The sequence below is a fragment of the Paraburkholderia sp. TE9906 genome, from assembly GCF_056279605.1.
In genome coordinates, this window is the sequence record NZ_JBWCCT010000032.1 from 1 (window position 1) to 18,980 (window position 18,980).

Consider the following 18,980-nt stretch of genomic DNA (forward strand, 5'->3'; position numbering starts at 1 on the left):
CTCTATTACTACAATCCTGGCGGCATGCCACGCAAGCTGCGTGCTTTTATCGACTTCGCACGTGCACATCTGAAATGACGCACGGGCCATTCATTATGCGGTTCGAAAAGCGCTCTTCATGAAACGAAGTCGCGCTGTGGCACCGTCACTAAGCGCGGCTTCGACGAGGGGGAGAAAGAATCGGTAGGACGTTTGATTGCACGATGCGTCAAGGCCCTGTGTAGTCGTTGCCGGCGTCGAGCGCTTCTTGTCGGTGGCCGAAGATGAAGACGAAGGCGCCCTCTTCGATGAAGTGCTGTGCCGCGACGCGGCCGCGCGTGAAACACCGGTAATTGCGCGATACCGATTCCGTTAATCGTCGCATCCGTCATTGCCTCGCCGTTATTGAATGCCGCCACTGCATGGACGCGCGCACGCAGTGAACGCCCAATCCGCTCATTCAGAACGCCGTCGGCGCGCCCGGGATGGCATCTCACCGCGCGCGTATCGCACGACGCTACAGTGATCTTTACTCACAATACGCTGCATTAATATCCATTGAGCGTCCCCTGTACGTCTCCGATAATGGGATCGTGCCTGAGCCGTGAGCCATAGGCGGCAGCCTATAGGCGCCGGCACTGGCGGCGAATCCGGCAAACTCGGGTTCTGACCCAAAAAATCTGGAGACAAAGTGGAGAAGACGATCGAAGTCGGCGCGACCGGCCGCGTCGCAGTCGTGACCGGCGGCGCGATGGGCATTGGCGCGGAAGCGGCGGAGCGACTGGGCAAACGCGGTTATCACGTCGTGCTGGCCGACCTCAACAAAGAAAGCGCCGATGACACGGCCGCACGCCTGTCCGCGCAGGAACTGTCGGTATCCGCGGTGCAGATGGACGTGGGCAAGCCGGAATCGATCGCGGCCGCGTTCTCGACGATCGCGAAGGAACACGGCCGTTGCGACGTGCTCGTCAACGGCGCGGGCATCGCCAAGCTGGTGCCGTTCATCGACTATCCGCTCGATGCCTTTCTCACCACGATGAATGTCAATGTCACCGGCACGCTGCTGTGCGCGCAATACGCCGCGCGCATGATGATGGAGCGCCGCTGGGGACGCATCGTCAATATCGCGTCGGTGGCGGGCATGCGCGCGGTCGGCCGGGGCCGCACTGCTTACGGCACGTCGAAAGGCGCGGTGATCGCGCTGACGCGTCAGATGGCCGTCGAACTGTGCGATTACGGCATCACCGCCAACGCGGTCGCGCCGGGTCCCGTCGATACGCCGATGACCAAGGTCCTGCACAGCGACAAATTCCGCGAGGAATATTCGCGCGCCATTCCGATGAGGCGCTACGGTACGACATCGGAAATCGCCGCCGCGATCTGCTATCTCGCCTCCGACGAAGCGGCCTACACGAACGGCGTGGTGCTACCGGTCGATGGCGGCTTCCTGTCGTGGGGCGCGGGCGCAGTCTGACACGCGCCGACACCTGAGTAGAGATGCAATGAAAAAGCCGTCCGGAACCACGAAATTCCAGACGGCGTTCTGCTCAGCGACGGTCCGCCGCGCCGAGCATAAGAATGCGCTGAGCCATACGCAGATTCGCGTAGTCGATCATCTTTCCATCGACGGCCACGGCGCCGCGTCCTTCGCTTTCCGCCTGCCGCATCGCCTCGACGACGCGGGTCGCGAAAGCAAGGTTTTGTGCCGAAGGTGTGAACGCATCGCGTGTTGCATCAATCTGCGAGGGGTGAATCACTTGCTTGCCGTCGAAACCGAGAGCCGCCGCCTTTTCCGCCCATGCGCGCGTGAGCGTCGCATCGCGGTATGCACCGCACGGTCCATCGATCGCGCGCAGACCGAACGCGCGCGCCGCGACCAGTACACGCATCATCGGATAGGCGAACAGATCGAGCGGCGTTTCGAAGTAACGGCCTTCAGCCCCGGGCACGGTCTGGCGATAGCCGTCCGGCGAGCCGCCGATTTCCGCGCTGCGTGCGCCGATCGATCCGGCGAAATCGCCGACGCCCAGATGCAGAGCCGTGATGCGCGCGCTGCTCTGCGCGAGACGATCGACCATGACGAGGCCGAGCGCGGTTTCGATCAGCAGATCCAGCGTGAGGGGCGCGCGGCGCGCGGTGCCTTCTGCGGCGTCGATCATGCGCGTGATGTCTTCGATATGCGTGGGACGCTCGGCCTTCGGCACGATGAGCGAATCGAGCCGCGCAAGCGGGCTGAGCGTCCTGATCTCGTCCTCGACGGTGCGGCTGCCATAAGCATTCACGCGCACCAGTACAGTCTTGTTGCCCCAGTCCAGCTCTTGCAGCGCGCTGACCGCGCCGTGCAGCGCGTCGGCTTTTTCGGATTCGGGTACGGCGTCCTCAAGATCGAGGAACACCGCGTCTGCGGTGGAGCGGGCCGCCGATTCGACGTGGCGCCGGCGGTTGGCCGGCACCGCGAGTACGGTGCGCGTCAGGCGATAGTCGTCGGCCCGGCTCATGCAGCGCTCCGCTTCTTCAGGCTCAGTTCGTCGAGCACGCGTTGCGTGTGCTCGCCAACGGCGGGAATCGGCATCATCACCGGCTCGACGCCCGGAATGGTGATGGCCGGCACGAACATGGTCAGCGGACCGGTCGGCGAATCGACTTCGCGCGTGCGCTGGCGGGCATGGACTTGCGGATGATCAACGAACTCTTCGACCGAATTCATGCGCGCGTTGGCGATCGCGGCGCTGTCGAGGCGCGCGAGTACGTCGTCGCTGGTCCAGTCGGCGAAGCGCGCTTCGATGAGCGCTTCGAGCGCGTCGCGATGGGCGAGACGCTGCGGATTGCTGCTGAAGCGCGGATCGACGGCGATACTCCTGTCACCGAGCACGACATGGCAGAACGACACCCATTCGCGCTCGTTCTGGATGCCGAAGAAGATGCTGCGGCCGTCGCCGGTTCGGAACGGTCCGTACGGCGCGATGGTCGCGTGGCGCATGCCGTTGCGCTTGAGTGGCTTGCCGCTGCCGCTCACGTAGTACGCGGGGTAGCTCATCCATTCGGTCATCGAATCGAACAGCGAGACCTCGAATGCGGTGCCGCGGCCGGTGCGCTCGCGGCTGTACAGCGCCATAAGGATGCCGTTCAGCGCGTACATGCCGGTGGCAATGTCGGCAATCGCGAGGCCGCATTTGGCCGGCTCGGCTTCGCTGCCGTTGATGTCGAGAAAGCCAGATTCGCACTGCACGAGCAGGTCGTAGGCCTTCTTCTTGCTGTACGGTCCGCCGCTGCCGTAGCCGGAAATATCGACGGCAATCAGGCGTGGGAAGCGCTCGACGAGCGCCTTGGCGTCCAGGCCGAGCCTGGCGGCGGCGCCGGGCGCGAGGTTCTGCAGGAATACATCGGTGGTCTCGAGTAGCGCGAAGAGCGCTTCCGCGCCTTCGGGACTTTTGATGTCGAGCGTGACGCTTTCCTTTGAACGGTTGGTCCAGACGAACTGGCTCGACATGCCGTTCATGACGGTGTCGTAGTCGCGGCAGAAATCGCCCTTGTCGGGACGTTCGATCTTGATGATGCGTGCGCCCCAGTCGGCCAGATGACGGGACGCGAGTGGCGCGGCGATGGCTTGTTCGAGCGATACGACGGTGATGCCCGAAAGCGGAAGCGACATGCTTTGTCTCCTGATTGTGCGGGTCACGATAACGGCGTGTTGAGCCGCTTCGCGAAAATCGTAGCGCCGACCGCGCGTCAGGAGGAAATACTGTTTGGAACTATGGGATATAGGCGTGACTAATAGAGTCTCCGTTCACGTGATGAATGCGGCCTCACGCCGGCGACGAGCCGAGCGTCGGTGCCATCTCGGCGACGAGTTCGCGCATGCAGTCCTGCACCGCTCGGGACGCCGCGGTCTGCGGCACGGCGTTGAGACGGCACAGTGCGACCGAGCGCTCCAGCGTCGGGCTGACGATGTAGCGCGCCAGTGTGTCCTTCGATTTGCCGCGGTCGGGAAAGCCGGAGAGGATCGTGGCCGCTTCGCCGCGGCGCGCGATTTCGAGCATGGTCGGCAGCGAGTCGATATCGGCGACGACGTTGAGGCTCAGTCCCGCGCTTTCGAACGCGCGCTCGACCAGCAGACGCAGGCCGTGCGACTTGCCGGGCAGCACCAGTGGCACGTCGGAGAGCATTTCCAGAGGTACGGTTTTCCCGCGTGGTTTGCCGACCCACGCCGCGCCGTGCACGGCGAGGCGCTCGTTGAAGAGTGGAATGACCGTGACGCCGCGCGTTTCCGTTTCGCGGAACAGCACGGCGATGTCGAGCCGTCCGTTGGCGAGCAGTTCGTTGAGATAGCCGCTCATGCTCTCGAAGATCTGCAACTGTATGCCGGGATATCGCGAGCGTATGCGCTCGAACAGGGGTACCGCGAGCATCGAGGACACGCTCGTCGGCAAACCGATCGCGACCTGCCCGGAGAGCGTGTGCTCGCCGCGTTTGACGTCCGCGCGCATCTGCGCGAACTGCTTGATGATGGATTGGGCGTGCCGGTAGAAGGTGGTGCCCGCTTCGGTCGGCGCGACGCCGGAGTAACTGCGCAGAAGCAGCGGCACGCCGAGATTGCCTTCCATTTCGGAAATCTGCTGCGACAGCGAAGGCTGCGAGATGGACAGCGCGAGCGCCGCTTTGGACAGGCTGCCCGCATCGACGCAGGCCACGAAATAGCGCATCTGGCGGATGTCCATGCGTTTTATCTCCTATATGTGCGGCTATGAGCACAACCGCAGGCCATAGGAAAGGATTATACCCAATATTGCCAATTCGTATTTGTAGCGGCGCTGGCGATGTCCATATACTTTTTTTCACCTAAGCGGAATTGACCGATAACCGCTACATCGAACAGGAGACAGGCATGCCTACGGAGGCTAAAACCATTTTCATCGCCGGCGAGTGGAGCGGCGCGCAATCGCAGGCATCGCTGGAAGTTCGCTCGCCGATCGACGGCGAAGTATTCGCAGCGATCTCGCGGGGCGGCAAGGCCGAAGTCGAGCGTGCCGTTGCTGCCGCGCGCGCCGCGCTGAGCGGTCCGTGGAGCACGATGGCCGGCTTCGAGCGCGGCCGCATCATGAGCAAGCTATCCGCGCTGATCCTCGACAACGTCGAGGAACTCGCGCAACTCGAGGCACGCGACACCGGGAAGCCGATCACGCAGGCGCGCACGGACATCAAGGCGACCGCGCGCTATTTCGAGTTCTACGCCGGCGCCGCCGACAAGGTGCTTGGCGATGTGTTGCCGTTCCTCGACGGCTATCAGGTCACCGTGCAGCGCGAAGCGCGCGGCGTGTGTGGTCTGATCATCCCCTGGAACTATCCGGCGTCGATGTTCGGCCGCACCATCGGTCCGGCGCTTGCAACCGGCAACACCGTCGTGCTGAAGCCCGCCGAGGACGCCAGCATGAGCTGTGCGCGCCTTACCGCGCTCGCGCACGAAGCGGGCTTGCCGGCCGGCGTCATCAACCTCGTCACCGGTCTGGGTGAGGAAGCGGGCGCGGCGCTGTCGCAGCATACGGATGTCGATTTCCTGTCGTTCACCGGTTCGCCCGAAGTCGGCACGCTGATCCAGACGGCGGCCGCGAAGAACCACGTGCCGTGCGTGCTGGAACTCGGCGGCAAGTCGCCACAGATCGTGTTCGAGGACGCCGATTTCGAAGCTGCCGCCAGGACCATCGTCGGCGTCATCACGCAGAACGCGGGGCAGACGTGCTCGGCGGGCAGCCGCGTGCTGATCCAGCGCTCGATCTATGACCGCTTCGTCGCCGTGCTCATGGTGAAGATGACCGACGTGCGCGTCGGCGCGCCTGCGGCGGACCTCCAGTGCGGGCCGGTGATCAACAGCACGCAGCAGGTCAAGGTGAAGGGCTTCATCGAGCGCGCGACCAACGACGGCATCAACGTGATCGCCCAGGGCAGGCTCGACGAGAGCGCGGTCGCGACCGGTTACTTCGTCACACCGACGCTGTTCGGACCGGTGCCGGTGGAGCACGAACTGGCGCAGGACGAAGTGTTCGGCCCGGTACTCGCCGCCATCCCGTTCGAAGACGAAGCCGAAGCCATTGCGATCGCCAACGGTACCGCGTATGGCCTCGTCGCCGGCCTATGGACGGAGAACGGCGCGCGCCAGATGCGCGTCGCCAAGAAGCTTCGCGTGGGCCAGGTGTTCGTCAACAACTATGGCGCGGGCGGCGGCATCGAACTGCCGTTCGGTGGCGTGAAGCGTAGCGGTCACGGTCGCGAAAAGGGTCTTGAGGCGCTCAAGGAATACACCGTCGCGAAGACAGTCGTGTTGAAGCACGGCTAAAGGAGAGAGGGCCCGCGTCACACGCGGGCTCCGCGCTATCGATTACAAGCCAGAGGAGACAACATCGCATGACCGCCGTTCCCGAGTTTTCCCGCGCAGCCGTGCTGCGTGAATTCAAGGCGCCGCTCGCTATCGAGGAAGTGCCGATTCCGCACGACGTCGAAACTTTCGCCGCGCTCGTCAAGCTTGAAATGTCGTCGATCTGCGGCACGGACGTCCATCTGTGGCAAGGCTCGCTGTCGCTGAAAGTGAATCTGCCGGTGATCGTCGGTCACGAGATGGTGGGCCGAGTGGTGCGCGCGGGCGCGGGCGTCACGACCGACTCCGTCGGCACGCCGCTCAAGGTGGGCGACCGCGTCGTGTACACGCACACATCGTGCGGCGGCTGCTTCTTCTGCACGACCGCGCGCAAGCCGACGCTCTGCACGAACCGCCGTGCGTACATGTACGAGAACATCGAGGAAGCGCCGTATCTGCTCGGCGGTTTCTCGCAATACGGCTATATCCTGCCGCAGGCAGGCCGTCTGCGCGTGCCGGATTCGGTGCCGAACGAACTCGCGAGCCTCTCCAGTTGCGCACTGCGCTCGGTAATGAACGCGTTCTCGCAAATCGGCGAAATCGAGCCGACTGAAACCGTGCTGATTCAGGGTGCCGGTCCGCTCGGCCTGCTCGCGACCGCGAACGCGCGCGTGCGCGGTGCCAGGAAGATCATCGTGATCGGATCGCCGTCGGCGCGACTGCAGATGGCCGAGCGTTTCGGCGCTGACGTCTGCATTCCGGTCGAAAGCACGACCGCGACGGAGCGTCTGGATGCGGTGCTCGCACAGACCGAAGGCCGTGGCGCGGACATCGTGATGGAATTTACCGGCGTGCCGGCGGCGTTCGCGGAAGGTCTCGCGCTCGCGCGCAAGGGCGGCCGCTATCTGGTGGTCGGTCAACTGGGCGAAGCCTCTACGACGATCGCGCCTTCGATGATCGTCAAGAAGAACCTGCAGGTGTTCGGCTCGTTCTCGGGCGATGCGCGCAGCTACTCGCTCGCGCTCCAGTTCCTCGAGAGGCACCAGCACGACTTCCCGTTCGACGCGATGATCACGGGCCGCTACACACTGGATCAGGTCAATATCGCGATGCAGCGCATGAAGAACCTGGAGGAAGTGAAGCCCGTCATCACAATCGACTAAGGAGCAGGCCAGTCTCTCGCAGCGGCACCGTTGCACGTCCGCCGGCTCGCTCCGGCGACCTTTAAAAAAGAAGCCCTTTTCCGCGCACCCTTCGCCGGAACGATGCATGGCAGACTAAATAGTCAGGAGACAAAGCATGAAAATCGATCGTCGAAGCTTCCTCATTACGGGCGCTGGGACTGTGGCGGCCGCCGCCTCGGGCATGATGGGCGCGCCGTGGATCAGACGCGCGCAGGCGGCGGAAATCAGCTACAAGGTCGGTACCGACCTGCCGGCGTCGCATCCTCTGAACGTGCGGATCCAGCAAGCCGCCGATGCCATCAAGAAGGAGACCGATGGCCGCATGGAAATTCGCGTGTTCGCGAACAACCAGCTCGGCGGCGACCCCGACATGTTCGCGCAACTGCGCGCCGGTGCGCTGGAGTTCTTCACGTTGTCTGGCGCGAACGCCCTCTCATCGCTTGTTCCCAAGACGGCGATCACCGGCGTGGGCTTCGCGTTCAAGGACTACAGTCAGGTGTTCGGCGCGCTCGACGGCGAACTCGGCACGCATCTACGCGGCCTCATTACCAAGGCCGGTCTCGTGGTGCAGGACAAGGTGTGGGACAACGGCTTTCGCCAGATCACGACCAGCTCCAGGCCGATCAAGACGCCCGGCGACCTGCAGGGCATGAAGATCCGCGTCCCGCCGGGCCGTCTGTGGATCGCGCTGTTCCGTGCGCTGTCGGCCGCGCCGGCTTCGATCAGCTTCAACGAAGTGTATTCGTCGCTGCAGACCAAGGTTGTGGAAGGTCAGGAAAACGCGCTCGCGGTGGTCGACACGGCCAAGCTTTATGAAGTGCAGAAGTACTGCTCGATGACTAGCCACATGTGGGACGGTTTCTGGTTCCTCGGCAATCGCTCGGCGTGGGAGAAGCTGCCGGCGAACGTCCGCGACGTCGTCTCGAAGCATTTGAACGCCTACGCGATGCTGCAACGCCAGGACGTGGCGAAGCTCAACGCGTCGCTGCAGCAGTCGCTGGAAAGCAAGAGCCTGCAGTTCAATATGCCCGATATGAGCGGCTTCCGCGAAGTGCTGCAGAAAGGGGGCTTCTACGCCGAACAGAAGCAGTTTTTCGGCGAAGAGGAATGGGCGCTGCTCGAGAAGTTCACCGGGAAACTGGCATGAGAACGCAGATCGCTGAGGATTTCCCGCAAGGGGCGCACGACGGCAACGCCGTGCCGGGCGCCTCTTCCAGTCCGTCGCGGCTTGCGCTCGCCGACCGCGTGCTCGGGCTGATCGTGTCCGTGCCCGCGGCCATGCTCGTGCTGGCTGAGATCGTGCTGCTCTTCAGCGGCGTCATGGCCCGCTACGTGTTTCACCGCCCGCTGGTGTGGGGTGATGAACTCGCGGGCATCCTGTTCCTGTGGCTCGCGATGACGGGCGCCGCGACGGCGCTGCATCGCGGCACGCACATGCGGATGACGGCGATCGTCAATCGTGCGGGCAAGGAGTGGAGGGCGATCTGGGACACCGTCTCGCTGGTCGCCAGCCTGCTCTTTCTCGGGCTGATCGCGGCGCCGGTATACGCGTACATCAACCAACAATGGGGGATCGTCACGCCGGCGCTGGAGATCAACGACGCGCTGCGTGTCGCGGCGATCGTCTACGGCGTGGCGGTCATGCTGCTGATGTCGGTCGTCAAACTTCTGGCGCTGGGCTGGAGGCAGGCGATCATTGGCATCGTGGTGGTCGCGGCGGTCGTCGCCGGCCTCCACACGGCCGGTCCGGCGCTTAAATCGCTTGGTAACCTCAATCTGCTGATCTTCTTCGTCGGCGTGGTCGGCTTCACCGTGCTGTCCGGCATGCCGATCGCGTTCTCGTTCGGGCTGGCGGTGTTTTCGTATCTGTCGTTGTCCACGTCGATGCCACTGGAAATCGTCGTGAGCCGGATGGACGAAGGCATGTCGCAGCTTATGCTGCTCGCCGTGCCGATGTTCATTTTCCTGGGCCTGCTGATCGAAATGACGGGCATGGCGCGCGCGATGATCAACTTCCTGGCGTCGCTGCTCGGTCACGTGCGCGGCGGTTTGTCGTACGTGCTGGTCGGCGCGATGTATCTGATCTCGGGCATTTCCGGCTCGAAGGCCGCCGACATGGCCGCCGTCGCGCCAATCCTGTTTCCCGAGATGAAGAAGCGCGGCGAGAAGCCGGGCGAACTCGTCGCGCTGCTGTCGGCGACGGGCGCGCAGACGGAAACCGTGCCGCCTTCCATTGTGCTGATCACGATCGGCTCGGTGACCGGCGTGTCGATCTCGGCGCTCTTCACGGGCGGTCTGCTGCCGGGTCTCGTGCTCGCGCTGGCGCTGTGCGTGCTGGTATGGTGGCGCGCGCGCGGCACCGACCCGGTGTCGGCCAAACGTGCGCCGGGGTCGGAAATCGCGAAGCTGCTGGTGATCTCGATTCCCGCGCTGGCGTTGCCGGTGGTGATCCGCTTCGCGGTGGTCGAGGGCGTGGCGACAGCGACGGAAGTGTCGACGGTCGGCATCGTCTATTCGCTGATCGCGGGCTTGCTCATCTATCGCAAGTTCGACTGGAAGCGCATTTCGCCGATGCTGGTCGAGACGGCGGCACTGTCGGGCGCGATTTTGATCATCATCGGCACGGCGACGTCGATGGCCTGGGCGCTCACGCAATCGGGCTTCTCGCATAGCCTGGCGTCATTCATGGAACATCTGCCGGGCGGCGCGGTGAGCTTCATGGCCGTGTCGGTGATGATGTTCGTACTGCTGGGCAGCGTGCTGGAAGGCATTCCGGCGATCGTGCTGTTCGGGCCGCTGCTGTTTCCGATCGCGCGCGACGTGGGCATCCACGAAGTGCAGTACGCGATGGTCGTGATTCTGTCGATGGGTATGGGCCTGTTCTCGCCGCCGTTCGGCGTCGGCTATTACGGCGCCTGCGCGGTCAGCAAGATCCATCCGGACGAAGGCATCCGGCCGATCATCGGCTATATGATCGCGTTGTTCTTCGGCATCATCGTGATTGCGGCGGTGCCGTGGATTTCTATCGGATTCCTGAAGTCATGAGGCTCGAGCTTTTCGACGGGTTGAGTCAAGGTTAAGCGGTAGACCTGGGCACTTGGGGGCGGCGATGCTTGGGGCATCGCAGTTTTTTTCTTACGCGGGTTCGCGAGCTCGTGTCGAACCTTCCGTTCGCTTGCCGCCCGCGAACGTCTGCGTCAATCAGCGAGCATCACGCGACATTCCCGCCCCGCGCATTGACGAAGAATCCCGCATCGCCCATCTGCCCGCCCTTCAGTGCCACCTGGAGTTCACGCAGATGCGGCTTGTCGGAGATCACGCGACACAGCGGCGCCCCCGGCGTCAGGCGCGTGTCGATTTCGAGCGCATCCGGGCCGAGCACCTGCGTGACCTGACTCGACGTATCGCCGCCCGACAGAATCAGACGACGCAACGGCTGGGCCTTCAGCACGGCATCCGCGATCGCGCCGAGCTGCTGCCCGAGCGCGCGGCCACCACGATGACGCGCATCGTCGCGGGTCATGCCTTGCGCCACGAGTGCGTCCAGCATCTCGCCGATGCGCGGATCGCGCGGCCCGCGCGCCGTGTGCATGATCACGCTGCGGCCATCGCGAAACGCGTCGAGCGCGCGATTCACGATGTGGTCGAATGCGCGTGCGCCCTCGCGGTTGTCGATCAGCGCGCGGGCATCGATCGCGATGTCCGCGAAACCCGCTGCGATCGCCGCATCGATCTGCGCCGCCGACAACGGCGATGCGCTGCCCGATATCGCGAGAATCGGCGCGGCCGGCTCGATGCGGTCGAACGAACGCTTGATCGCGGGCAGCGTGCCTTGCTCGGCCCACCATTGCGTCATCGCGTATTCCAGTCCGGACGAGCCGACCGCGAACACCGGACCGAGGGCCTTCGCATAGCCTTCAAGCAGCCGCCCGACTTCGGTCAGATGCGCGGGCGTCGCGGTATCCAGCAGCAGACCGGCGGGCGCGGCGTCGAGCGCCGCCTGCCACGCGCGATCGAGCACCTCGCGGCCATCATCGAAATTCGGCAGGAAGAAGCCATCCAGCGGCAAGTCCGTCTGCCGCGCGAAGTGGCGCAGGAGATCGCCTTCGTCCATCGGCGTGACCGGATGCACGCTCATGATCGGATGACGATCGATGCGATAGATCTTGCCGTCCGTGGCCGAGCGCGCGAACAGGTTGCCGAACGTGCAATAGCGTTTCAGCGCCGGCGTGCCCGCGACGATCGGAATGGTGCGTGGGCCAAAGCCTTTGCGCGCGATTTCCATCACGCGCCCAATGCTGCCGATATGCGGCGCGCTATCGAACGTTGAGCAGACCTTATAGTGGATGATGGGCGCGTTGAGCGCACACAGCGCCGCAAACACCGGCGGCAGCGCCGGCTCCATCTCGGCGGGCGTCATTGCGCGGCTGTCGCCCGCCACGCCGATCGCGTCGAATCCACCGAGCGCCGCGAGCTGTTCGCGCGTCGGTGGTTTCAGAAACAGAGCGCAGCGCAGTCCCGCGAAGGCCAGCACTTCGAGTGCGTCGGTGGAACCGGTGAAATCGTCGCCATAGAAGGCAAGTCGCAACGTCGGATGATTGGCTTCGCTCATCGTCGCTCAGATCGCCTTGAAGTGGGACAGCGCGGCGCGCAGCGCGGGGTGCGTCTGCGCGTACGTGTTGAGGTCGATGTCTTCCGTCGCCGCTTCCCAGCCTTCGCGCATGCTCGCGACGCCCGCCGGAATGCCCTGCGGATGTCCGATGATGCCGCCGCCCGCGAGATGCATCAGATCGACCGAGCCGAGCGAGTTGTACAGATCTGGCGCCTGCGATGCCCATTGTCCCGACGAGAACACCGGCATCAGCGGCTGCACGCCCGCAAACGGCGCGAGACACGAACGCGCGGAATCGATCACCGATGCATCCGGCTCCCAGAACTTGCCGCGCACGCCGTTCACATGCAGATGGTCGATGCCCGCGAGCCGCCAAAGCTTCTGATACGCGGAGAACGAAAAGCCGAGCTGCGGGCAGCGCGTGAGTGCGCCCCAGCCGTTTCGGTGGCCGTGCAGCGGCAATTCCGAATGACGGCGCATATGCTCGACGCCCGCGAAGCCGACCCAGTTCACGCACACCATGATGCAGGTGCCGCCGGCAGCGAGCACCTGGTCGTGACGGCGCCGCATCTCGTCGATGGTGCCGGAAATGTTGATTGCGTACATCGGCATGCGGCCCATGCGATCGGCGTGGCGATGCAGCACCGGCATCACGGCTGCGAGACGCGCGTCGAAGCTCGCATATGACGGATCGCCGAGCAGTTCGTCATCCTTGATGAAGTCGATGTCGGCGGCGCAGAGATCATCGACGATCTGCGCGGTCTGCTCCGGCAACAGCCCAATACTTGGCTTGACGATCGTGCCGATCAGTGGACGGCCGTGCACGCCGGTCACGCGCCGCGTGCCTTCGATGCCGAACGCGGGGCCTGGAAAACGCGCCGCGTAGTCGTCGGGCAGGTCGATATCGAGCAGCCTGAGGCCGGTGATTTCGCCCAACTCGAACAGATTGCCCGCGATGGTCGAGAGCAACTGGGGCAGGTTCGCGCCCACGTTGTCGACCGGAAAGGCGATTTCGATTTCACCACGATAGTAGAGCGGCGCAGGTTCGCGGCGCTCGACGAACGCGCTTCGCAGCGAAGGCTCCAGCACCGGCGGGAATGAATCGACCCGCACCACGCGGGCGCGGGCGCGTTCCTTCAGTTCGTCGGTTTCGCCGGGCAGCGCGAGAAACGTGCCGCTCGACTGTTCACCGGCGATGACTTCGGCCGCTTTGGCAAGCGGCACCGAGCTTTCCACGAAGTAACGCGCTGTGAAATCCGCGCGGGGACGAATGTTCCTGGACATGTTATAGGTTTCACCTTGCGGCTGGCGCGAACGGAATGGAGTGCGCCGTTTATCTCCGTACGTCCACTTTTTGGGCGCGCACGCGAATGCGACGAGAGCGCTTCTGCATGCTTGTTTCCGAGCGACTATAAGATTGACGCTCAAAAGCTACAAACGATATGATTTCCGCGCGCGATGCGAAAAACTCACAATAGCCGTCGCGCCTTTTGGCCTGAAATCCCGATTTGGCAATCCTGCCGCGCCGGCGCGTACCAGCTGGCGCGAGCGCTCCCTCTGCGAGGAAATCTGCGCGTGCCCCGTCCTTCACTCAATGCGTTGCGCGCGTTCGAAGCCACCGCGCGGCTGCGCAGTTTCGGCGAAGCGGCGTCCGAACTGTCCGTCACGCACGGCGCGATCAGCCGTCACATCCGCTCGCTCGAAGACAATTTTGGCGTGCTGCTGCTGTTGCGCAATGCTCACGCCACCGAGCCGACACCGGAAGGCGCGCGACTCGCCGAAGGCCTGTCCCGCGCGTTCAACCTGATTCAGGCGAGCATCGATCAGGTGCGGCCCGGGCCGCTCACGCTGTCGTGCTCGGCGTCCATCATGATGTACTGGCTTTTGCCCCGCCTGTCGAGGCTGCATCGCAAGGAGCCGCAACTGGAGATCGGCTTTCACACGGGCTATGGCGAAATCGACTTCGCGCGCGACAACATCAGCGTGGCGATCCGGCTGTCCACCATCAAGCCGCCGAAGGATGTCGAGCCGAAGCCGCTCGTCGACGAGTGGATCGGCGTGGTCTGCTCGCCCGAGTACATGCGCACGACGCGCATCACTACTGCCGACGATCTCGAACGCGCGCGCTTGCTCGCCACCGCCACACGCCCCGCCGCGTGGGACAACTGGTACGAGGCGAGCCGCCTGTCGCCCGCGTGCCGTCCGGCCGTCGCGGAGTCGTTCGAGCATTTCTATCTGCTGATCCAGGCCGCGAAATGTGGTCTCGGCGTGGCGGCGGTGCCGCGCATCCTGGTGCGCGACGAACTGGATTCCGGCGCGCTGGTCGCTCCGTTTGGCTTCGAGAAGGGGCCACGCAAGCTCGTGCTGTGGGTGGCGCCGCATCTGGAAGCGCGCCCGCAGTCTGTTGCGCTCGTCGGCTGGCTCAGCGAAGAACTGTTGCGCACCGAAGGCAGGGCCGCATGACGCGGCAGCTGCGGCCTCGCCGTGAGACTTACATTGCCGTGCCGCCGTCCGCGTTATAGACACCGCCCGTCACGAACGATGCCTGCGGCGACGCGAGGAACGCCACTACTTCAGCGATTTCCTCCGGTTGCGCGCCACGGCCCATGGGCGTGACGGCGTAGATCGAATCGATGAATCCTTCCGGCTTGGTCGCCAGCTGGCGGCGCACGAAATCGGTCAGCGTGAACGCCGGCGCGACCGCGTTCACGCGAATGCCCGACTTGGCGAATTCGCGCGCGAGCGATTTGGTCATCGCGAGGATGGCACCCTTCGACGTCGCGTATGCAGCGGTGCCGAGCATGCCGCCGCCCTTGATGCCCGCGATCGAACTGAGATTGACGATCGAGCCGCTTTTTTGCGTCAGCATCTGACGAATCGCTTCCTGGCAGCACAGCCACGTGCCCGTCGTGTTCACCTCGACCACGCGGCGGAACTCTTCCGGCGTGATGTCGAGAAAGGGCTTCGCGCTTTCGAGTCCCGCGCTGTTGACCAGCACGTCTAGCCGTCCCCATCGCTTGACGACCGCTTCGACCATAGCTTTCACACTGGTTTCGTCAGCGACGTCGACCGTCACGGGCATTGCTTCGAAGCCGCTCGTGCGGATCGCTTCAGCGGTGTCAAGCGCGGCCGGTCCGCGAAGATCGGCGATGGCGACCCGATAGCCGCGGCTCGCGAACAGTTGGGCAGTGGACTGGCCGATGCCGCTGGCCGCACCGGTGATGATTGCAACGGGTGTCTCGTTCGTCATTGTTGTGATCGTGGTGTTTGTCTGATGGACGTTGCAGCCGTCCCGGCGGGAAGAAACGGCGACGATGCGCCGGCTCAATAAAAATATAAGCCGCTGGCCTTGCGCCATCAAACGAAAACATCTCCGCGGGCGCGGAGAAAAAGTCACAAGAGACGGGCGGGGCGGCGCGCAGGGGACGCGTTACATCGGTTCATCTTCATACCGACGGAGCCGCTATTCTGATCAAGCAGTACGCGATGAATTTGTCGATCATCACTCGGCGCGAAATTAAGCTGGGAAGACTGAACCTCCGGCCATCTGCATCTTGTAGAACAGCTGCTGGCCTCTGTCACCGCCACGAAGGAGTCATTCGAGAGTCTCACGCGAATGACCGTCAGACACCCCGTCACCAACAATCGCACTCAAACCCGTCATTAACCTCAAGCCTTCCGCCCAACCTTCTTCTTTTGCGCGTAAATCAACGCGCCCGTCTCCACCGGGACGAACGGCGCCTGAAAATGGTCCACCAGAAGATCGATGAACGCCCGGGCGCGCGCTGTCTGATTTCGCTGACTGGGGTAGTAGACAAGCAAGTCCGCAGACGGCAGCGGAGTATCCGGCAAAACGAGTTTCAACCGGCCGCTCTAAACATATTTCGCCAGATCCCATTCCGAGCGGATCAATAATCCGTGCCCGTCGAGTGCCCAACGCAGCACGATATCGTCGCCATGCTTGAAAGTGCGCTCGAAGAGCCGGGCAATGTCTCCCTGACCGACAGCGTCTCCCGTCATTGAAACGAGGAGAGCCGCGGAGCGAATCGGCGTTTCCCTCAGCGACCATGCGACAGCACTACCTTTTATGTCGGCTAGGTTCTCGTCAAGGAAAGTGATTTCAAAAGCGTCGGTACGAAGGAACCTGAGCGCAGTTTCGCCATCGTAGGCCACAGCACCATGGTGGCCATAGCAGTCCGGCGGGAAAGCGAGACTGTCCGCGGCAGACTCATTGTCGTCAGGCTTCGATCGGATTCCAAGCCTCGAGGACATCGTACAGACACGGGATACGTAGGCGGACCGCATGTGTCGTGATCTAACCCACAGCGCCAGACGGAGAGTTGGATCCGACCCACCGGCCGCTGCGCGCGCGTCTGTCTACGAATTCGCACTGGTCGCTATCTTCAACTAGTTGTGCGATCGCTTACCGCAGCGCCACCGTTTGGCGCGCACTTTGCTTTGATCCTCATCGAGGAGTGGCGACACCCTCAAAACAAGCTCTGACATTCCTGACTGACTAATTTACTTTTGGAGAATCGAAATGAACACGCTGGTAATCAAAGACCTCCCCGTAGCCGTTGAGATGGATCGTACGGCAATGACCGCCGTCAGCGGCGGCAGGTTGCCGCAACAGATCGTGAACATCATCCAGGCCGTTGCCGACTATGCAAATGACGCTCCTACCCAGCACAGTTTTACTGGCAGTGGGGCTTCCGTGACGTACTAATAGAAACACGGTGCTTTCGTAGCTCAAGGCCCCGCCAACGAGGGGCCTCTTTGAATTCGCTTCCGTGACTTTATCTGCGCGGTTCTGGTGAAAATAGGCTCATTGGACCGGTTAGAGTAGCGATCCAATCAATCTGGCGAGGGGCGATGAGCAAGGGGAAGGCTCTGGAGGGGTTGTTTGATGGCCGGCATTTCGATCGGGAAATCATTGTTCCGTGTGTGCGCTGGTACCTTCGCTACAAGCTCAGCCTGCGCGATCCGGTCGGGATGATCCCCCAAGGGGACTTCCTGCGGGGGGCGGCCGAGGTCATCAAACATCAGGGCCAGCCACCGGAGACGATCACGCTCGATGGGTATGCCGCCTCGTACCGGGCCGTGTGCGAGTTGGTCGCTGACGCTCTGCTGCCTGAGAAGACGCATGTGCGCTCCTCGAAGTATCTGAATAACGTGATCGAACAGGATCATCGAAACATCAAGTCAAGAACGAACGCGATGCTCGGATTCAAACGATTCAGGTATGCGCACACCACGATTTCAGGCATCGAGTTGATGCATCGCATCCGCCAGAGTCAGTTCAATCTCCGCGCGCTCGGACTACCGTCTGGAATACTGTCTTACTCCATAAATAAGGCATCCTTATGTATCGGAGCCGTCTCGGCTTCACCGGCTGTTTGCACCAGAGCCCCTTTGCCGATCGCATCGCCTAGCACGGTCAGGTCACGTCCCCGTGTCTCAGTTGACAGCAGGGTGCCGATGAATGTCAGCACCGCGAGCGTCGCCATGTACACGCCCATCACCCAGAACTGTCCACCGGACAAGCCGACAAGATAAAGTCCCAGCAAGGGTGCGAGGCCGCCGGCAAGCAGTGCGCCGATTTCGCGCGACAGCGCCACGCCCGAATAGCGATAGCGGTTGCCGAAGAGTTCGGCGAAGTGCGCGCATTGCGATCCGAGCATGGCGTTCGCACCAAACGCAAAGCCGCCGACAAGCGCAACCGTCACCCACAGCGGATTGCCAGTGCCGATCATCCACCACGCCGGCACGGCCCAGATGACGGAAAAGAGTGCGCCGACCCGATAGACCGGCAGGCGTCCGATGCGGTCGGTCAACGCGCCGAAAAGCGGCGTGGTGAAGATGCTCAGCAAGCTGGCAAGCAGCACCGCGCGCGTGCCGATCGCACTGAGTTCGCCGCGCGGAAGATGGTGCTGGGCCGCGACGAATCCGGACAGATAGGCAATCGCCACCGCGGTGTAAATCGTCGATCCACCCGTTTCGCCGAGGCGCATCAGCGCCGTTGCGATCAACGGACGGCGCCCCGACTTGAGCATCAGCCGCATCGGCGCCTGGATCACTTCGCGACTGGCTGCGAGCTCCTCGAATACAGGGCTTTCCTTGAGCCTCAGACGAATCCAGATAGCCATGCCGATCAGCACGATGCTGCCCAGAAACGGCAAACGCCAGCCCCAGTCCAGCATCTCGGTTTCAGTGAGCGTCGACTGCAAGATGTTGAATGTAAACGTGGCCAGCGTAAGCCCGCTGAAAATGCCGATGAAAGGCAGCGCGGCAAAGAAGCCGCGGTGTTTCACAGGGGCCATTTCCGCCATCAACGTTGCTGCGCCGGTTTGCTCCGCGCCTGCGCCGAAGCCTTGCAACAGCCGCAATACCACCAGCAGCACCGCGCCGATTGCGCCGGTCGGCAATGCCCCGATCAGCGTCGTCGCCACCCCCATCAGCGCGACGGTGGCAAGCAGCACGAATTTGCGTCCCTTACGATCGCCGAGCGAGCCGAAGAAAAGACCGCCAAGCGGCCGGGCGAGAAAGCCTGCACCGAATGTCGCGAAGCTGGCAAGCAGGCCTGCCGTGGTGCCGAGGCTCGGAAAAAAGACACGGTTGAACACCATTGCGGAAGCCAGCCCGTAGATCGCAAAGTCGTAGTACTCGAGCGCACTGCCGATCGCCCCGGTCACGATAGCACGACGCAACTGCTCGCCTGAAGCTGCCTTGCGCTCTGCGTGGGTGGTAGTCAGGGATGGTAGTACTACTGTGTCACAAAACATTTGAGGTAACACAGCAATACGGACATCTCTTTAATCGCCTTGAGATGTGGGCAGCAATTCGCCAGCGCAGCGTT

Annotated in this window: 14 protein-coding genes and 2 pseudogenes; 8 read left to right on the top strand and 8 right to left on the bottom strand. The window is 63.1% G+C overall.

The genetic code is table 11. The annotated features are described in order from the left end of the window. Window positions 1–730: 730 nt before the first annotated feature. A complete protein-coding gene (locus tag ACZ9H4_RS36700; RefSeq protein WP_408147370.1) occupies window positions 731–1,453 on the top strand; it encodes an SDR family NAD(P)-dependent oxidoreductase in 723 nt (240 codons plus the stop codon). Between the two features lie 73 nt (window positions 1,454–1,526). Here ACZ9H4_RS36700 and ACZ9H4_RS36705 read toward each other — a convergent pair whose 3' ends face one another. The 3 genes from ACZ9H4_RS36705 to ACZ9H4_RS36715 form a co-directional block, all read right to left on the bottom strand. After that, on the bottom strand, window positions 1,527–2,477 hold the full coding sequence (locus tag ACZ9H4_RS36705; RefSeq protein WP_476123132.1) for an HpcH/HpaI aldolase/citrate lyase family protein: 951 nt from the start codon (window positions 2,475–2,477) through the stop codon (window positions 1,527–1,529). Further along, window positions 2,474–3,631 (bottom strand): CaiB/BaiF CoA transferase family protein, encoded by a 1,158-nt coding sequence (locus ACZ9H4_RS36710; RefSeq protein ID WP_408147334.1) that lies wholly within the window; start codon window positions 3,629–3,631, stop codon window positions 2,474–2,476. Before ACZ9H4_RS36710 ends, ACZ9H4_RS36705 begins: the two co-directional genes overlap by 4 nt. A 154-nt stretch (window positions 3,632–3,785) precedes the next feature. Continuing rightward, window positions 3,786–4,697 carry a LysR substrate-binding domain-containing protein gene (locus ACZ9H4_RS36715; protein ID WP_476123134.1) on the bottom strand — a complete coding sequence of 304 codons (912 nt, stop codon included), beginning with the start codon at window positions 4,695–4,697 and terminating at the stop codon, window positions 3,786–3,788. A 167-nt stretch (window positions 4,698–4,864) separates the two neighbouring features. Here ACZ9H4_RS36715 and ACZ9H4_RS36720 point away from each other — a divergent pair, with 167 nt between their 5' ends. The 4 genes from ACZ9H4_RS36720 to ACZ9H4_RS36735 all read left to right on the top strand — a co-directional run bounded on the left by ACZ9H4_RS36720 (window position 4,865) and on the right by ACZ9H4_RS36735 (window position 10,557). Then, window positions 4,865–6,310, top strand: a complete 1,446-nt coding sequence (locus ACZ9H4_RS36720; RefSeq protein WP_476123136.1) for an aldehyde dehydrogenase family protein — start codon at window positions 4,865–4,867, stop codon at window positions 6,308–6,310. Between the two features lie 68 nt (window positions 6,311–6,378). Beyond that, window positions 6,379–7,491 (top strand): zinc-binding dehydrogenase, encoded by a 1,113-nt coding sequence (locus tag ACZ9H4_RS36725; RefSeq protein ID WP_476123138.1) that lies wholly within the window; start codon window positions 6,379–6,381, stop codon window positions 7,489–7,491. Window positions 7,492–7,627: 136 nt separating this feature from the next. Then, window positions 7,628–8,659, top strand: coding sequence for a TRAP transporter substrate-binding protein (locus ACZ9H4_RS36730; protein ID WP_476123140.1), 1,032 nt, complete (start codon window positions 7,628–7,630; stop codon window positions 8,657–8,659). Then, on the top strand, window positions 8,656–10,557 hold the full coding sequence (locus tag ACZ9H4_RS36735; protein ID WP_408158039.1) for a TRAP transporter large permease: 1,902 nt from the start codon (window positions 8,656–8,658) through the stop codon (window positions 10,555–10,557). Before ACZ9H4_RS36730 ends, ACZ9H4_RS36735 begins: the two co-directional genes overlap by 4 nt. A gap of 166 nt (window positions 10,558–10,723) precedes the next feature. On the opposite strand, the gene ACZ9H4_RS36740 is transcribed toward ACZ9H4_RS36735, so the two are convergent. After that, on the bottom strand, window positions 10,724–12,124 hold the full coding sequence (locus ACZ9H4_RS36740; RefSeq protein WP_476123142.1) for a four-carbon acid sugar kinase family protein: 1,401 nt from the start codon (window positions 12,122–12,124) through the stop codon (window positions 10,724–10,726). Window positions 12,125–12,130: 6 nt separating this feature from the next. Beyond that, window positions 12,131–13,408 (bottom strand): ribulose-bisphosphate carboxylase large subunit family protein, encoded by a 1,278-nt coding sequence (locus ACZ9H4_RS36745; protein ID WP_408147348.1) that lies wholly within the window; start codon window positions 13,406–13,408, stop codon window positions 12,131–12,133. Window positions 13,409–13,699: 291 nt separating this feature from the next. On the opposite strand from ACZ9H4_RS36745, the gene ACZ9H4_RS36750 reads away from it, so the two are divergent. Then, window positions 13,700–14,587, top strand: a complete 888-nt coding sequence (locus tag ACZ9H4_RS36750; RefSeq protein ID WP_476123145.1) for a LysR substrate-binding domain-containing protein — start codon at window positions 13,700–13,702, stop codon at window positions 14,585–14,587. A gap of 28 nt (window positions 14,588–14,615) precedes the next feature. Here ACZ9H4_RS36750 and ACZ9H4_RS36755 read toward each other — a convergent pair whose 3' ends face one another. After that, window positions 14,616–15,374: an SDR family NAD(P)-dependent oxidoreductase gene (locus ACZ9H4_RS36755; RefSeq protein ID WP_476123147.1), complete on the bottom strand. Its 759-nt coding sequence runs from the start codon at window positions 15,372–15,374 to the stop codon at window positions 14,616–14,618. A gap of 419 nt (window positions 15,375–15,793) precedes the next feature. Next, window positions 15,794–16,075, bottom strand: a pseudogene (locus ACZ9H4_RS36760) (LysR substrate-binding domain-containing protein); the annotation flags it as partial. A 589-nt stretch (window positions 16,076–16,664) separates the two neighbouring features. Here ACZ9H4_RS36760 and ACZ9H4_RS36765 point away from each other — a divergent pair. Further along, complete coding sequence (locus tag ACZ9H4_RS36765) at window positions 16,665–16,850, top strand: hypothetical protein (RefSeq protein ID WP_408158041.1); 186 nt, start codon at window positions 16,665–16,667, stop codon at window positions 16,848–16,850. Window positions 16,851–16,996: 146 nt separating this feature from the next. Continuing rightward, window positions 16,997–17,425, top strand: a pseudogene (locus tag ACZ9H4_RS36770) (DDE-type integrase/transposase/recombinase); the annotation flags it as partial. Between the two features lie 38 nt (window positions 17,426–17,463). Here the strand turns inward: ACZ9H4_RS36770 and ACZ9H4_RS36775 are convergent. Next, window positions 17,464–18,831, bottom strand: coding sequence for an MFS transporter (locus ACZ9H4_RS36775; protein WP_476123149.1), 1,368 nt, complete (start codon window positions 18,829–18,831; stop codon window positions 17,464–17,466). Window positions 18,832–18,980: the final 149 nt, after the last annotated feature.

Excerpts from the sequence above, each read along its gene's own strand:
- ACZ9H4_RS36700 (WP_408147370.1), top strand. The coding sequence starts at position 731 with ATGGGCATTGGCGCGGAAGCGGCGGAGCGACTGGGCAAACGCGGTTAT.
- ACZ9H4_RS36740 (WP_476123142.1), bottom strand. The coding sequence starts at position 12,124 with ATGAGCGAAGCCAATCATCCGACGTTGCGACTTGCCTTCTATGGCGAC.
- ACZ9H4_RS36735 (WP_408158039.1), top strand. The coding sequence starts at position 8,656 with ATGAGAACGCAGATCGCTGAGGATTTCCCGCAAGGGGCGCACGACGGC.
- ACZ9H4_RS36705 (WP_476123132.1), bottom strand. The coding sequence starts at position 2,477 with ATGAGCCGGGCCGACGACTATCGCCTGACGCGCACCGTACTCGCGGTG.
- ACZ9H4_RS36730 (WP_476123140.1), top strand. The coding sequence starts at position 7,628 with ATGAAAATCGATCGTCGAAGCTTCCTCATTACGGGCGCTGGGACTGTG.
- ACZ9H4_RS36715 (WP_476123134.1), bottom strand. The coding sequence starts at position 4,697 with ATGGACATCCGCCAGATGCGCTATTTCGTGGCCTGCGTCGATGCGGGC.
- ACZ9H4_RS36745 (WP_408147348.1), bottom strand. The coding sequence starts at position 13,408 with ATGTCCAGGAACATTCGTCCCCGCGCGGATTTCACAGCGCGTTACTTC.
- ACZ9H4_RS36725 (WP_476123138.1), top strand. The coding sequence starts at position 6,379 with ATGACCGCCGTTCCCGAGTTTTCCCGCGCAGCCGTGCTGCGTGAATTC.
- ACZ9H4_RS36755 (WP_476123147.1), bottom strand. The coding sequence starts at position 15,374 with ATGACGAACGAGACACCCGTTGCAATCATCACCGGTGCGGCCAGCGGC.
- ACZ9H4_RS36720 (WP_476123136.1), top strand. The coding sequence starts at position 4,865 with ATGCCTACGGAGGCTAAAACCATTTTCATCGCCGGCGAGTGGAGCGGC.
- ACZ9H4_RS36710 (WP_408147334.1), bottom strand. The coding sequence starts at position 3,631 with ATGTCGCTTCCGCTTTCGGGCATCACCGTCGTATCGCTCGAACAAGCC.
- ACZ9H4_RS36765 (WP_408158041.1), top strand. The coding sequence starts at position 16,665 with ATGAACACGCTGGTAATCAAAGACCTCCCCGTAGCCGTTGAGATGGAT.